15 protein-coding genes are annotated in these 15584 nt (G+C 58.6%); all 15 read right to left on the reverse strand.

Annotated features, from left to right (window positions below; all coding sequences use genetic code 11):
- Positions 1–15: 15 nt before the first annotated feature.
- The 15 genes from VNZ60_RS03635 to VNZ60_RS03705 all read right to left on the reverse strand — a co-directional run bounded on the left by VNZ60_RS03635 (position 16) and on the right by VNZ60_RS03705 (position 15571).
- Positions 16–720 (reverse strand): 4'-phosphopantetheinyl transferase family protein, encoded by a 705-nt coding sequence (locus VNZ60_RS03635; protein WP_325657062.1) that lies wholly within the window; start codon positions 718–720, stop codon positions 16–18.
- Positions 721–728: 8 nt separating this feature from the next.
- Positions 729–1973, reverse strand: a complete 1245-nt coding sequence (locus tag VNZ60_RS03640; RefSeq protein ID WP_325657063.1) for a beta-ketoacyl-ACP synthase — start codon at positions 1971–1973, stop codon at positions 729–731.
- Entirely contained in the window at positions 1970–2719 is a 750-nt protein-coding gene (gene fabG / locus VNZ60_RS03645; RefSeq protein ID WP_325657064.1) for a 3-oxoacyl-ACP reductase FabG, read from the reverse strand. Before fabG ends, VNZ60_RS03640 begins: the two co-directional genes overlap by 4 nt.
- A 14-nt stretch (positions 2720–2733) precedes the next feature.
- Positions 2734–3177: a hotdog family protein gene (locus VNZ60_RS03650; RefSeq protein WP_325657065.1), complete on the reverse strand. Its 444-nt coding sequence runs from the start codon at positions 3175–3177 to the stop codon at positions 2734–2736.
- Between the two features lie 71 nt (positions 3178–3248).
- The gene (locus VNZ60_RS03655) at positions 3249–4436 is read right to left on the reverse strand and encodes a beta-ketoacyl-ACP synthase (RefSeq protein ID WP_325657066.1); all 1188 of its coding nucleotides are present in this window, start codon (positions 4434–4436) and stop codon (positions 3249–3251) included.
- Positions 4437–4438: 2 nt separating this feature from the next.
- Positions 4439–5092 (reverse strand): DUF3261 domain-containing protein, encoded by a 654-nt coding sequence (locus VNZ60_RS03660; RefSeq protein WP_325657067.1) that lies wholly within the window; start codon positions 5090–5092, stop codon positions 4439–4441.
- Positions 5083–6315, reverse strand: a complete 1233-nt coding sequence (locus tag VNZ60_RS03665; RefSeq protein WP_325657068.1) for an NAD(P)/FAD-dependent oxidoreductase — start codon at positions 6313–6315, stop codon at positions 5083–5085. Before VNZ60_RS03665 ends, VNZ60_RS03660 begins: the two co-directional genes overlap by 10 nt.
- On the reverse strand, positions 6299–8689 hold the full coding sequence (locus VNZ60_RS03670; RefSeq protein ID WP_325657069.1) for an MMPL family transporter: 2391 nt from the start codon (positions 8687–8689) through the stop codon (positions 6299–6301). Before VNZ60_RS03670 ends, VNZ60_RS03665 begins: the two co-directional genes overlap by 17 nt.
- A gap of 43 nt (positions 8690–8732) precedes the next feature.
- Complete coding sequence (locus VNZ60_RS03675) at positions 8733–9350, reverse strand: outer membrane lipoprotein carrier protein LolA (protein WP_325657070.1); 618 nt, start codon at positions 9348–9350, stop codon at positions 8733–8735.
- Positions 9351–9370: 20 nt separating this feature from the next.
- A complete protein-coding gene (locus VNZ60_RS03680) occupies positions 9371–9805 on the reverse strand; it encodes an acyl-CoA thioesterase (RefSeq protein ID WP_325657071.1) in 435 nt (144 codons plus the stop codon).
- A gap of 4 nt (positions 9806–9809) precedes the next feature.
- Positions 9810–11405, reverse strand: a complete 1596-nt coding sequence (locus tag VNZ60_RS03685) for an HAL/PAL/TAL family ammonia-lyase (protein WP_325657072.1) — start codon at positions 11403–11405, stop codon at positions 9810–9812.
- Complete coding sequence (locus VNZ60_RS03690) at positions 11392–12297, reverse strand: LpxL/LpxP family acyltransferase (RefSeq protein ID WP_414648769.1); 906 nt, start codon at positions 12295–12297, stop codon at positions 11392–11394. Before VNZ60_RS03690 ends, VNZ60_RS03685 begins: the two co-directional genes overlap by 14 nt.
- A 53-nt stretch (positions 12298–12350) precedes the next feature.
- Positions 12351–13157, reverse strand: coding sequence for a glycosyltransferase family 2 protein (locus VNZ60_RS03695; protein ID WP_325657073.1), 807 nt, complete (start codon positions 13155–13157; stop codon positions 12351–12353).
- The gene (locus tag VNZ60_RS03700; RefSeq protein ID WP_325657074.1) at positions 13144–14973 is read right to left on the reverse strand and encodes an ApeI family dehydratase; all 1830 of its coding nucleotides are present in this window, start codon (positions 14971–14973) and stop codon (positions 13144–13146) included. The genes VNZ60_RS03695 and VNZ60_RS03700 overlap by 14 nt, the downstream gene beginning before the upstream one ends.
- On the reverse strand, positions 14966–15571 hold the full coding sequence (locus VNZ60_RS03705) for a COG4648 family protein (protein WP_325657075.1): 606 nt from the start codon (positions 15569–15571) through the stop codon (positions 14966–14968). Before VNZ60_RS03705 ends, VNZ60_RS03700 begins: the two co-directional genes overlap by 8 nt.
- Between the last annotated feature and the right edge of the window lie 13 nt (positions 15572–15584).

Below are 15584 nucleotides of genomic sequence, written 5' to 3' on the forward strand. Positions count from 1 at the left end.
TTGTTGCCCGGCGAATCAGTCATTGCCTAACTGTTCCGACCAGGCCGACGGCGTGGCGCCAAGCAGGTAGATCTGCGCTACCGAATGCAAGCGATCGCCGCTGCATAGCGCGATTGCCAAGCCTTGCTGCGACCATGTGCGTGCATGCCATCCCGGCCCTGATCGCAAACGTACCCCACCGGCTACCAGCTCAGGTGACGCTGCGTCGCCCTCCTGGGCCGACATTAATTTAAACACTGCCTCTTTGCTGCTCCACAAGGTATAGAAGTCCGCCACTTTATTTTCGACGGGACGGCTGGATAGCCAACTGCTTTCGGCATCAGAAAAGGCGGCGCGACCAATCGCATCCACGTCGCGCTCAGTATCCAGCGCCTCTATGTCTAGACCCAGCGCCGAATCAACGCTGGCGGCACAAGCAACCCAGCCGCGGCTATGCGACAAGCTGAAGCGGGGGTGCACAGTGCTGGTAACGGGCAGCTGCACCAACGGTGCTTGATTTTTACGCTCGATGACATGCACGGCGTCAGGCGCAATGCCGGCCAGGCGTGACATGGCAAAGCGTAGCAATATCCGGCCTGATAAAAATTCACGCTGGCGCAGCGGCCGCAGGAAACGCTGGTAACGCAACAGCTCCGCTTCACTTAAACAGGCAAGAAAACGGTCGCGGTCTTCATCCGCCAACTGATTGGCGTTGTGCAGAAAAATAACAGCGGACGGCATTTGCAGCGCTAATCCAGACGTTTGAAAATCAAGGATGTATTGATACCGCCAAACGCAAAATTATTCGACATGAAATATTCGCATTGCAAACTGCGCCCCTGATCGACAATGTAGTCCAGGTCAGCACATAGCGGATCCACTTGCTTCAGGTTGATGGTCGGCGCAAACCAGTCGGAACGCATCATTTCGATACCGATCCAGGCTTCCAGAGCGCCGCAAGCACCTAGCGTGTGCCCGGTATAACTCTTGAGTGAACTGATAGGCGTGCGCTGGCCAAATACAGCCGCAGTTGCGTAAGACTCGGCAATATCGCCCTGTTCGGTGCCGGTGCCATGGGCATTGATATAGCCAATCGCTGCTGCCGGCAATGCGGCGTCAGCCAGCGCCAGCGTCATCGCGACCTGCATGGTATCGGCGTTTGGATGGGTGACGTGACAGCCGTCGCTATTGGTGCCGAAACCGACGATTTCGGCGTACATCTTTGCACCTCTGGCACGCGCATGTTCGAAATCTTCCAGAATCAAACTGCCCGCGCCTTCACCTATCACCAGACCATCCCGGCTGCTGTCAAATGGGCTAGGCGTCATGGCCGGCGTGTCATTGCGCACGCTGGTGGCAAACAGCGTATCGAATACCGCCGCTTCGGTAGCGCACAATTCTTCGGCGCCGCCGGCGATCATGATTTGCTGGCGGCCACTACGGATAGCTTCATATGCGTAACCAATCCCCTGGCTGCCGGAAGTGCAGGCGCTGGAAGTGGTGATCACGCGCCCGGTAATGCCGAAAAACACACCGATATTGACCGGCGCGGTGTGCGCCATCATTTTGATATAGGTAGTAGCGGTGATACCCCGCGTACTGCGTTCATCCATCATCCGGCCAAAATCGCCGATCGCCTGCGGCGTACCTGCGGAAGAACCGTAGGCGATTCCGCAGGCGCCGCTTTTCAGCACCGGATCGTCTATCAGGCCGGCATCGATCAGAGCCAGTTCGCTAGCGCGGGTCGCCATCAAAGCGACTCGTCCCATGCTGCGCATGGTTTTGCGGTTATAGCGATCGGACAAGGCGAATTCCGCGGCAGGGGCGCCCAACTGGGTGTTCAAGCCGTCGTAACCGGCCCAGTCTTCCATCCGTACTATGGCGTTGCGATAACTGCCGAGATGAGCGCGAATGGCGCACCAGTCGTTACCGATCGGGCTGATGCCGGACATGCCGGTCACCACTACCCGGCGTGCTGTTGTTGTGCCTGTCATGCCATGCCTCCGTTAACCGAAATCACCTGGCGCGTGATATATGCGGCATCGGCATGCATCAGGAAAGCCACCGTCGCCGCCACTTCCTCCGGTTTGCCGACCCGGCGCGCCGGAATCAGCTTGAGCGCTTCATCCAGCGGCACCTGATCGATCATGTCGGTTTCTATCAAACCAGGCGCCACGCAGTTGACCGTGATGTTGCGTTTGGCCAGCTCGATCGCCAGCGCTTTGGTGGCGCCGATAATCCCGGCTTTGGCCGCGCTGTAATTGACCTGGCCGCGGTTGCCGATCAATCCCGACACCGAAGCCAAAGTCACGATACGGCCAGGTGCGCGGCGCTGCACCATCGGCATCACCAGGGGATTGAGGACATTGTAGAAACCATCCAGGTTGGTCTTCAGGACCAGATCCCAATCCTCCCCCGGCATGGCAGGAAAAGCATTGTCGCGCGCGACACCGGCATTGCACACCACGCCGTAATAACAGCCGTGTTGCTCGATGTCTGCCAGCAAGGCGCTAGCGCTGGCCCGGCGATCGCCTATATCGAATTGCAAGACGCGCGCTTGTAGCCCCAGCTCACGCACGCTGTGCGCTGCGGCATCGGCTGCCTCACGCTGTTGATGGCAATGCAAGACAATATCGTAACCGTCGCGCGCCAGGCGCAATGCGATGGCCTTGCCGATCCCGCGGCTGGAGCCGGTGACCAGCACGGTTTTGTCTAACCGGGTAGTTGGGGGTTCTGCCATATTCAATTCCAACGTCATTCACTACTTCCCTCAAGAAAAACAGCCGCATCAGCCGGCTGAAACACGGTAACGGTGGCGCTAGCCAGTTGCTGCCCGGCAGAATGGATATGGCATTCGAACGATCCTATCCCATTGTCTGCCTGCAATATTCTGTGTACATGTACTTTCAGCTTGCTGCCGATAGCAAAGCTTGGGCAATTGGCTTCGTAGCGCCGGGTGCCCAGCAAGAAACCGATTTTCACCGCATCGTTGCACAACTGCGCGGCATACCCAGCGTAGGCGGCAATTGCCTGCGCCATATATTCGACGCCGACCCAGCCAGGCACGCCATGGGCGTCGCAAAACATACTGTCGGGCCGGATAGTCACCTCAGCCCACAAATCTTCCGGTCCGACTTCCAGCAGCCGGTCCAGCAACACCATGACGCCGGAATGCGGCAAAAAACGGCGAATATCCAAGGATTCGACCGTGTTCGACTGATTTGTCCTCGACTGCTTTGTCCTCGACTGATTTATGATCGACGCACTCATCATTCACGCCCCAACAGCAAACTTGCATTGGCGCCGCCAAATGCAAAAGAGTTACTCAAAACCAAACGCAAAGGTTGTCCCAGACGGGCGCCGATGGGCAACAGATTGAGCTGCGGCAAACCAGGATCGCTGACGCCATCCCACAAATGCGGCGGCAACCGGCCCTGCGGATTATTGTCCTGCATTGCCAGCCAACACAAGCCCGCCTCGACCGCACCGGCGGCTCCCAGCGCGTGGCCGGTGAAAGGCTTGGTCGAGCTGAGCGCCACATGGTCAGCGAACATAGCAGCAACCGCCCGCCCTTCCATGGCGTCGTTTTGCACAGTAGCCGTGCCATGCAAGTTGATGTAATCGATTTGTTGCGGCGTCACACCGGCGCGCGCCAGAGCTTGTTCCATTGCACTGCGAGCACCTGCGCCGGACGGATCCGGCGCTGAAATATGATAACCGTCTGAGGATTCACCCCAGCCGCGCAAACTCACGATGGCCTCAGCCTTGCTCATCAAGAACAAGGCGGCGCCCTCACCGATATTAATACCGTTGCGATTGGCGCTGAACGGATTGCAGCGCGCTACGCTGACCGATTCCAGTGCGGTAAAGCCGGCCACGGTAAAGGCGCACAGAGAATCAACCCCGCCGGTCAACACCGCATCGCATAAGCCCATCTTGATCAAGCGCGCAGCGCTAGCCATAGCCTTGCTGCTCGACGCACAGGCGCTGGAATGCACATAGGCGGGCCCGGTCACGCCCAGCACCGACGCTAAGGTCGCCGCCGGCGAAGCCATTTCTTGCTGTCCATAACCAAAATCGGCAGGAAACTCACCGTTCGCCAGCCGATAGCGAAACGCCGCTTCGCTCTGCGCTATGCCAGAGGTGCTGGTGCCAAGCACGATAGCCACTCGGTCCGCGCCAAACTGTTGTATGGCCGCATCCACTTGCGGCCGGATCTGCGCCAGCGCCGCCAGTGCCAGTTGGTTATTGCGGCTGCGCTGGTCCAACGGCAGCCCGCTGATATCCGGCAGAACCGCCTCCACGCAACCCAGCGCCAGATCCTGCTCCGGCGCCCGCCCCGACGAATAGCGCGGCGTCATGACGACGCCGCTGTCGCCAGCGAACAGGCGGCGGCTGATCTCGGCGTGGTTTTCACCAAGCGGACAAATCATGCCGAGTTGATTGAGATAAAACATGCTTATGGCGCCGCAGTTGGTACGGTTGTGGCAGATGGAGCCGGGGCGTCAACGGCAGTGTCGCTGACCGACTCGATCGTCAAACGATAATGGTAGCGCAGGTTATTCAGTTCCACTTTGCCGTCCCACGGCGTCGGCGTGCTGTAGTTGATCACCGTCACCGTCTCTCCTTGCAGCGACAGGGTTCGCTGCAATCCTTGTTGCTCGATCGCCCAGCCTGCCGGCAGCGCCTGGCGAATTGCTGCCAGTGGCCACAATGTCAATTGCGTATCTTCCAACACATCTTCGGCCCGCACCTGGGACGGCAGCATGGGATGACGCCAGGACTGCAAAGTCTGCCCATCATAATGCAGGCTCAAGACACGCTGGCCGAACGCCAGTCCGACCATATTGAATTGCTGTTGATCGATTTCCAGCGCAGCATCAAGCTGATCGACACGACCATTGCGTTCGACCGTCAAATGCTGTTGCAAACTGATATTGGCGCCTAAGGCTGCCGGCGCCAGTTTCAACCCCAGCCGCGCCGGCGCTTGCGATGCCGGCGTAGTTGTACAAGAGGCCAGTAAAGACGCCAGCACCAGCGCAGCCAACAGCATGCAAGACCGCAAGTCGCCAAGGCCCTGCCAGCCGCTGCGACCGGGCAGATTCAACCGCATATCTCCTCCAAGGTCTTCAGGCGCCGTTTGCTTTCCTTTACGTACGGATTGCTGTCGTCCCAGGCATAGCCTGCCAGGATCGCAGCAATCATGCGACGTATCTCTGGCTGCTGTTGTTCATAAAAAATGACTTTCTGGAATCCGCCCGAATACCAGGAATCAACAAAGGTACGGAAAGTATCGACGCCTTTTTTCAGCGGAATTGCATATTCATTTTCCCAATCGACGGCCGTTCCGGCGAACTGGCGCTGCAAGGCGGCGGCGGCCAGGCTGGCGGACTTGAGGGCGATCGTGACGCCGGAAGAAAACACCGGATCCAGGAATTCCCCGGCATTGCCGAGCAAAGCATAGCCCTTGCCCCACAACGATTTGACGTTGGAGGAGTAACCAACGATCTGGCGTGCCGGCGTATCCCAGCGCGCATTCTTCAGCAAGCTATGCGATGCCGGATCTTGCATTACCAGCGTCTGCAGGCGTTCGCTCTCGCTACCCTTGAACTGCTCCAGGAAAGCCGTTTCGGCGACCACGCCAATGGAACAGCGGCCGCCGGCAAAAGGGATCAGCCAGTACCAGACATCGCAATGTTCCGGATGCACGCTAATGCGGATCTTGTTGCGATCGAAACCTGGCACGTCGATGCCATCTTCGATGTGGGTAAAGATAGCGCCGCGCACCGGAAAATTCGATGGTGTTTCCAATTCCAGCAGACGCGACAATACCCTTCCGAAACCGCTGGCGTCCAGAACAAAACCAGCTTCCACTATGTATTCCGAACCGTCTTCATGACGCACGGTGACCCGCGGTTTTTCTGCACTCCCATCGAATGCCGTGACAGTGTGCTGATAACGCACTTGCGCGCCTTGGCGTTCGGCTTCATTGGCCAGCAATTGGTCGAAATGCGCACGCTGTACCTGGTAAGTAGTGCCCCAGCCGGCAGAATGCTTGTCGCGAAAATCAAAGTCGGTATAGCGCTCTCCGCGCACAAAGGCGGCGCCGTTCTTGTACTGAAAACCGGCTTCCACCACGGCTTGCAACATGCCCGCCTGCTGCAGATATTCCATGCTTTGCGGCAGCAGGCTTTCGCCTATGCTAAAACGCGGAAACTGTTCGCGCTCCAGCACCAGCACTTGCCGACCTTGCTGCAACAATAACGCCGCCGCCACCGAACCTGCCGGGCCGGCGCCAATCACCAGAACATCGCACTGCTCAACTCTTGTTTGCATTTTTCTCTTCTTTTTCCGGTTGTAAATCCTGGTTAAAACAAGGTGCAATCAACCAGACAATCGCAATTCCGATCAACATCGTGAATCCAAATGCATGCAACGGCGGCGTCGCGGACAACGCCAGCAAACCAAACGACAGCAAGGCGCTCGCTGCCGACAAACTAACCGTGAGCCAAGCGAAGCGATCGCGCTGCATGCCTTGTTCTTGCAAGAAAATGCCGTAGTCCACGCCGAGGCCGAGAATCAGCATCAGCGCCAACACATGAAACAACTGCAAAGGCTGTGCCAGCAGGCCAAGCAAAGCCAGGGTGGCGATGCTGGCGACGGCCGGCGGCGTCAGCACACGCCAGGCCGCGCTGCGGTAGCGTGCAAATAACAGCAAATAGATTGCGGCGTAAGCACCTAGCAATACCCACCCCATATATTGCCGGTAGTGACCCAGCACCGAAGATATTTCGCTGACCTTGTCGACCCATGACACACCTTCCAATTGCTCGGCAGCCTGCTTCAGGGTGGGCAGGTTGCCATAATTATTGAGCCCGCGCAAAGCGACAATGCTGGCGTAGACGCTGCCTTGCGCACTCTCAACTTTTCCCAACCAAAGATGGCGCGACGGCTCGCTGGCGGCGCTCTTCAGAAATTCAGCCGGGGTAAGATCGTGACCACCATTCGCGCTTGCCGCCGCGCTCAGCGCCCGGCTGCGCATTTGCGCGACCCAGCCATCGCCTTCACCCAACTGCACCGCCAGCGTCTTCAATGGCCCGTCTGCAGCAAGCAAGGCCTGCGTGACCAAAGCCCGATTCGCCGCCTGCGCCTGCAACGACGGCGTCCAGTTAGACATCGCCTGATAACCGCTGATGACGTGCTTCACAATCAACGGTTCCAGCCGCTGCCTTAATGTTTCCTCGCGCTGCAATACCTGTTCCGCGCTGGCGCCACGCACCAGGTAGAACTGCACCGGCGTTGGCGCATCGAGTAATTTCCCCAACTTGATCTGATCCGCCAGCAATGCTTTCGGCGGCGTCTGCAGGGAGCGGATATCGTCGTTCACAGTCAGGCGCATCATGCCGGCCAGGGCAAAAATCCCGAACAATAGCGCTATCAGCGCCGACGCCCGATTCAAGCGCAGCAACGGCCAATGCCGTCGAGTCCGGCCGACCCAGCTGGCAAAGGGCGAGCTTTTCAGCGTAGCCGCAGTTAACAATGTCGGAAACCAGAAAATCACCGTCAACCAGGCAAACACCAAACCCAGCACCGAGAACAAGGCCATCTGCCGCAAACCCGGAAACGGCGTCAGCGCCAGGCCGATGTAACCGATCACCGCAGCGGCCAGGGTCAGTGCCAGGCCGGGCAACAGGCGCCGCAGCAATTGCCAGGATCCTAGCGACTGATCGGCAAAAACCCGGCTGCACAAGAAATAAATCCCGTAATCCTGGGCCACGCCGATCAAGCTGGCGCCGAATACCAGCGTCAGCAAATGCACTTGTCCGAAAATCATCCAGCACAGAGAAAAGGCCGCCAGGCAGCCGATGCCTATAGACAGCACGATCAACCCGATCGGCCGCAAGGAACGGAAGGTCAGCCACATCAGCAGTACCACGCCCAATAGCGAGCCGATGCCGATGGTCGACATCTCCCGACTAGCTTGCGCGCTGCCGGCTCCCGCATGCAGGACCACCCCGGCGCTGATCAGCTCGACCGCCGGCGCCGCCTGCCGCGCTGCCTTGCCAGCCTGTTCCAGCAGCGGTAACAATGCCTGTTGGGTCGCCATCGAGAATGCCGGCTGCCGCAAATTCATTAGCAGCATGATGTAAGGACGCCCCTTGTCCTCGACGAACAGATAACCGTCGCGCGGACGCACCGGCGTTTCCTGCGCACGGGCTTGCACCCAGCCGCTGAACAAACCGAACGGATCGTCTTGCCAGGCGCTCAGCTTGGGCCCGGAAAACGGGCTGTACAACTGCTGCAGTGCAGTGTCGACCCAATATTGCGGGGGTTGGGTACGCAGCGCTGTTTGTTGCGCCGGCGTCAGCAAGCTGAGCCGCATCTGTTGCGATGGCGCCAGCCAGTCTTGCTGGTTTTGCGCCGACAGTTGAACCCCGCTCTGCAGCAGAGCCGGATGTTTGGCCAGCACCGCGCTGTAGGCATCGGCAGCGGCGCGGGCATGTTCCCAGTCGTCGGCACCGACCAGTACGATCACGCGTTGCTGGGCGGCGTCGACCATATGCGTGAACGCCTGCTGCAGCACCGGGTCGCGCTGCTCGACTGGCAACAAGGCCAGGATGTCGGTATCCGGCACCACGCCCTTGACCAGCCACAGGTAGCCGCCATGCGCCAGCAGCAAGGCAACCGCCAGGGCCCATATCAGCGCCATGCGCCTCGGCCAACTGATCTTCAAGCTGCCACTGCGGCCGAAATCACTCAAATGCCGCCCCTTCTTCAGCCGTCATCGCGCTGCTGCCGCTTTGCAGGCCGGAAAAACTGATTTCAGTGTGATCGCCGCTGGCTTCGTTGATAGTCACGGTCTTGACGTAAGCGCTACCAGTCAGGGCCAATGTGCCGATTGCCTTGGCCAACGCCGGTTGGCGCGCTGTCAGCCCGACTTTCCAGCTATTGCCCTGGACGCTGCCGTCCAGTTCAAACAGGGTTTCCAGTTGACTGAGATCGCCGGCCAGCAATGAGAACAGCACGCCGTTAATCATCCGGACTACCGGTTCTTGCTTGGCGTCCATGCGCATGGCAACCCGATCGCCCTGCATTTGTACGATTTCGTCGCGCTTCAGGCGTAGCGTATTGGGAAACGGTTGCAAAGTGCGCCATAGAACACCCTTGCCGTTTACCACGCAAAACCGGCCGTTCGACAACAATGGCTTCTTGATGCCGACCAGTTGCTTGCTTTGATCGAAACGGCCGCACAAGATTGGCGGCCGCGCCAGCATAGCCTGGATTTTTTCCACTGGCGCTGCAGCATACGCCGTGAAGGCGGCCGACAAAGCGGTACCGGCTAAAAGGACGGCGGCAAAACTTCGCTTCATACTTCGCCTTACATTGCGTCTCATACTTGCTCAATTCCTAATTTTTGAAATAACACGGGCGGCGACGCAAAACACATTTCGCGCGTCGCCATATCCACCGCGACCTGCGTCGTAGTGCCACGGCTAAGGCGCTGGCCGCTCACGCTGTCGGTAATCACGTAGGCTATCTTGAGGCGATTTTCCCACTCGATGACGCTGGCGCTCACCTTGACGCGCTGCCCGAATGTTGCCGGATGAGCATAACGCAGGTGCAAATCGATGATCGGCCAGGAGTAGCCGGACGCCTGCATTTCCGGATAGTTGTAACGCAGCGCATCCAACAGCGCGCAGCGCGCCACTTCCAGGTACTTGACGTAATTGCCATGCCAGACAATCTGCATCGGATCGAGGTCAAAGAATTGCACCTGCAACTCCACCTCTGCCGACCAGCGCCCTTTGGTATGTAAGTCAGTCATGGCGTCACTCGTACAACTGCCATTGCTGGAGGCGTATGCGTTCCAGCAAGCGGCGCAAATCCGGCTCCAGCATGCGGTCTTCCTGTATCACCGCAATGTCGGCCGCCAGCAATTCCATCATCTGCTGCAGATTCTGTTGCGGCTGCGCTGCGCCATCAAGCCGGCTGCGTAGCCAGACACCCTGGCGCACGCTGATTAACAGTGCGGCTACCACTTGTTCGGTCAGTTGCAGCACTCGCAGGCAGTCACGGGCGGCAATCGTCCCCATGCTGACCTTATCTTGATTGTGGCATTCGGTAGAACGCGAAAACACCGAGGCTGGCATGGTCTGCTTGAGCGCTTCGGCGGTCCAGGCGGAGGCACTGATTTGCAGAGCCTTCAAGCCGTGGTTAATGCTGGCGCGGGGCCCTTCGGCGCCGGATAAATTGGCCGGCAAGCCGTGGTTGTAACGGCTATCGACCAGCAAAGCCATCTGCCGATCGAGCAAATCGGCGACATTGGCGACCGCATTTTTCATGCTATCCATGGCGAATGCAATGTGGCCGCCATAAAAATGACCGCCATGCAGCACCCGCTCATTTTCAGCGTCGATGATCGGATTGTCGTTGGCGCTATTCAATTCGTTTTCAATCGATTCGCGCATCCAAGGCAAGGCATCGGCCAGCACGCCGATCACATGCGGCGCGCAACGGATGGAATAGCGATCCTGTAGACGTTTTTGATTGCGCGGCGCGTCGTCCACCGGCAAATCCTGGCGCAGCCAGGCGGCCACTTGCTGTTGGCCGGCGTGCGGCTTGACGGCAAACAAAGTGGCGTCGAAATGATGAGCATTGCCATCCAGAGCGAAACTCGCCATGGCGGTAATGCGGGTGGCGATACGCACCAGGTATTGCGCGCGGTCATAAGCCAGGCAGGCCAGGGCAGTCATTACCGCGGTGCCGTTCATGATCGCCAGCCCTTCCTTCGGCCGCAGGCGCAGTGGCGTGATACCGGCTGTCGCCAGAGCCTCGGCTGCGCCGACCTTGACACCGTCGCGCCAGACTTCGCGTTCGCCGCACAGCACCGCTGCCAGATAGGAAAGCGGCGTCAGGTCGCCGCTGGCGCCGACCGATCCTTCGGATGGGATCAGTGGCAGCAAATCCTCTTTCAGCAAGCGCGCAATCTGTTCCAACAGGCCGACGCTAACGCCGGAGTAGCCTTTGCTGAGCGATGCCAGCCGCGCTGCCATAATGGCCCGTGTTTGCGCAGGACTAAACAACTCGCCCAAACCGCAGCCGTGATAAGTGTACAAATGATGCGGCAATTCAGCGATCAGTTCGGGCGGGACGTTAACGGTGCAGGAATCGCCATATCCGGTGGTGACGCCATAAATGGTGCCGTCCTCACGCAGCAGGCGATCGAGGAAATCGGCGCCGCGGCTAATCACGGCACGGAACGCCGGCGCATCGGACAAGGTAACTTGCGCCGCTCCTGACGCGATATCGACAATGTCTTCGATCGTCAAGCGGCCTTGGTCGAATAGGACGGCGCGTGGTTGAGGCGCCTGCGGTGTCTGCGACGCAGGTAGTGCAGACAGCTCTTTCAGTTCAGCGAGATGCATCTTGGTACCCGGATAAATGCCAGAAATCGTAAAAATTGAACCACTGCAACGGAGCCTTTAGGCAAAAATGCTCCAATCTTGCCGCATAGGCGGTGGCCAGTTCATGAAGGATTTGATCGCGACTCTTGCGCGGCAATTGAATCGCTTCGCGAAACAATTCGAAATGACACTCGGAGCGGCCGTTCTTTGTCATTGAAAACAATAGGTAGACCGGGCACTGCAGCAAGCTAGCCAGTACATAAGGGCCAACCGGAAAGGCCGCTGCCTCCCCCAAAAATGCGGCGTGCGCTACGCGTGGCGTGGCCGACACCGGAACGCGATCGCCGGCAATCGCCACAAATTCGCCGCGCCCTACCTTCTCAGCCAGTAGCATGGCGGTGGCAGGCGTCATCTCGCTTACTTGCATCAGGTTCAACTGGCTGTCCGGATCAAGTTTTGCCAGCAGCCGGTTAAACGCCTGGGCGTGCTTGGTATGCACCAGCACCGTAATCCGCAGTCCGCGGTGCTGGCGCGACAGCACCCGGCATAATTCAAGATTGCCCAGATGCGCACAAATCAACAAGCCACCACGCTGCGCCTGCATGTTTTCCTGCATCTGTTCGCGGCCGAACGAAACCACCTCGGCGGTTTTGAACATGCCGCCCCACAACAACATCTTGTCGAGGATATTTTCGGCAAAAGCCACAAAATGCTGATACACCCCGCGCCAGTCCGGTCGAATCCGGTTGAGCCTGGCCACGCTCGGATTAAAAGCACAAAGCCGTTGCAAATAAGCCATGGAAGCGCGCCGCGCCGCTGGCTTGCTCAGTAAATACCAGGCTAGCACTGGATACAGCACCAGGCGAAACGGCCAGCGCCCGCCGATCCGGTATATCGCGAACAATAGCCGCATGCCGCCGACAAAGCTGGCTTCGTTGATTTGCGCCCAATGGCGCTGATCCGTCCTCAAGATTGACCTCGGCTTAACCCCAGGCGGCGCCCCAGCAGACGCGGCGCGCGCCAGAGCATGCCAAAGAACAAGGTGGCGTGCATACGAGAAATCAGCAGATTATCGAGACCGGCGCGGAAATGGGAAATGCCGTCCGCGGGATAAGTCACGCGGGTCGGCAGATTGACGACGGGCACGCCATCCCAGTACAACCGCACCAGTACTTCAGTATCGAAATCCATCCGCTCGCCCAGTTGTTTGCGTTGCGTCAGACGCATCAGGGACGGCAAGGGATAGACCCGGAAGCCGCACATCGAATCCCTGATGTCCAGCGACAGGGTGTTAATCCAAACCCAGACATGGGTCAGATAACGGGCATAAAAACGTACAGCCGGGACACTGTCGTCGTATTGCGGACAACCGGCAATCAAGCTTTGCGGCTTGGCGGCGGCTTGTTGCAAAAACCGCGGAATATCGTCGGTGCAATGCTGGCCGTCGGCATCGATCTGCAGCGCATGGGTATAGCCGGCGGCGGCGGCATGCTGGGCGCCAGTCAGCACCGCACCGCCCTTGCCGCGATTAACGGCATGGCGCAACAAGGTGACTTGCCCGGGATGAGTGCTTGCCAATCCATCAAGTACCGCTGCGCACGAGGCCGAACTGGCGTCATCCACCAGTACGCACGGCAAATCATGCGCCAGCACCGCCGCCAGCACCGCACCGATGGCATGTTCATGGTTATAGACCGGGATCACTGCGCACGGCCTGAATTGCCCGGTTTTGTGTGCGGGGATAAATGGTGGAATAAATTCAGCTTGCTGCATGGCTGGCTCCAAACGTGATGCGGCCGCTGGCGTGCTGCCCTGCCGTTGAGAACATGCGAAACACCAAGCTGCTCTTTGGCGGATTTTGCATAGAGTCATGTTTCAACTCGTGCAGCAACTCTAACTGCACCACCATGCCCGGCATAATCGCACGTTGAAATTTCAAGCCAAGCATGCCCAGGAATTGCGGCGCCAATGCAAAGTATTGGCGTCCATAGTTGATAGCCCAATCGAGTTGCACCACGCCAGGCAAAATCGGCGCGCCATCAAAGTGGCCGTTGAAATACAAGAGATCGGCCGGCACGGTCAATTCCAACAATACGCGATGGGTGTCTTGCTCCAGCAAACGCACGACGGGTTTGAGCGGACGCCCGGCCAACTCTGAACTGCCTGACGCCGGCGATTCCAACAGCGCCAGCAAAGCGGCGCGTGTGGTCTTGCCTTGCGCGTTCACCGGCATCGTTTCCAGATAGCGCCAGCTGCGCGGCAACGCAACCGTCTCCACCGCATGCGCCATACCGTCACGCAGCATGTTATTCAAAGCCAGCTTGCCTTGCGCCGCCAGAATCTTCAAGCCGGCAGCGGATAGCACTACGAAAGCGGCAAGCCGCTGCCGTTGCTGTGGTTTCAGCTGTGGTTTCAGCTGTGATTCCAACTCTGACTCGGGCTGTTCCACCAACAACACGCGCGCATCCGCTACCTGCATCATTGTTTTCAGTTGCCGCTCCAACGCATCCAGCGAGATACGTTTTTCTTCGACTTTGACAATCCGATCAACGCGCCCCTTCAAGCAAAAACGCTGCTGGTCGACGACCTGTATCTGATCAGCCAGCGCATGCCAGCCGGCGTCCGGCAGATGGGGCGAACGAATTTCGAGTACCTCGTCGTTAGAGGCGACACGCCAGGTAATCGCTGGCATCACCTGCCAGCTGTCATCTGCATCGGCAATCCGCTGACGCCAGGCCACACCGCCGGTTTCAGAACTGCCGTACACCTCGATCGGAACCGATCCCAGCAGACGTCCAACGGTAAAGGCTACTTCTGCCTGCAACGGACCGCCGGACGAAAATATGGCGCGTATCGAAGCGGCCTGGTCTCGCGCAAACACCGCAGGCAACCGCCTCAGATGGGCGGGACTGGAGATCAGGATGACCGGTTTATCGCCTCGCTGCGGCTGGAACTGTTCCAGATAACTGATTTGCTGCGCGTGTATTGCACGGCCTTTAGTCAAGGGCCACAGCACTTTGAATAGCAAGCCGTAAATATGCTGGTGCGAAACCGTCGCAACGATATCGGCGTCGCCGATCCTGTCGCCAAACAACTGTTCCAAAGACGCTACTTCGCTGGCCAGTTGAGATAGAAATTTTGGTACTGCTTGTGGTTCACCTGTACTGCCTGAGGTATAAATGACCAATCCGGGAAAATCCGGCAGCAGCGCTTTGAATTCCGGGCTTGCCTGAATCCCGTCTTCGCTATCGATGGTCAACGGCGCATATTGCGCCGGGAACTCGCCCAGATAACCGTCTACCAGCGCGCTAAGATTGGCGCAGGTGGCAGGCAACACATCACCCGGCAGATAGATCGTCTTGTCAGCCTGCCATGCGCCCAACAAGATACAGGCAAAGGTGGCGCTGTCGCTTGAATACAAGGCGAAACGCGAGCCGGTCTGGCGCGCCAGCAAGCGCCGCCAGGCGGCAACCTGGGCGAGCAGATAGGCATAGCTGAGAGATTTGCCGTCACGCCATGCGAATGAGCGCTCCAACTCCTGGCCGGGCAGCTCCCTCAATAAGGTCAACAGATCAGGAGGATTAGACATGTTGTCCGTCCGACTGCCCGTCAGCTTGTACTGCGAGTTGGCGATGGCGGCGCCTGACGACGATCCTCACCAGATATTCACCGGCAAACAAGCAGCCCATCAGTACATAAGCCAGCACGCCGTTGTAGAGCGACCAGACGGCAGCGGAGGCCCAGACGGCTGTCAGCAGGGCCAGCATGCCATTGATGACAAAGAATCCGCACCATACCTGAGTAACCCGGCGGGTGTACGCAACCGCGTAGGCAGGTAGAGCCGGATCGCTCAGGCGCGCCATGCGTTCAATCATCGATGGCGGCGCATACAGGCTGTAACCAAAGACCGTCAACATGCCGAGATTGACCAGCACGGGATACAGCTTCAAAGGCAGTAAGGCGTTGTTCCAAATCGCCACGGCCGCAAGTAATAAAGCCCCTGCCAGCCACCAGCGGCTGGCACGGCTCAGCTTAAGGGCCGGCAGGCGCGTGGCTGCGGCCAGCACCAGCAACAAGGCCAGCAGGCGTGGCTCGACGCGCCCGTGACCAAGCCAGATCGCGAGCGGATAGAGCAAAGTGACCAGCGAGGTCACTACGGTGGGCAAAAGACGCCTGATATTTTGCATCCTGTGTGGTTAT

The organism is Collimonas sp., from assembly GCF_035566375.1.
Lineage (GTDB): Bacteria > Pseudomonadota > Gammaproteobacteria > Burkholderiales > Burkholderiaceae_D > Collimonas.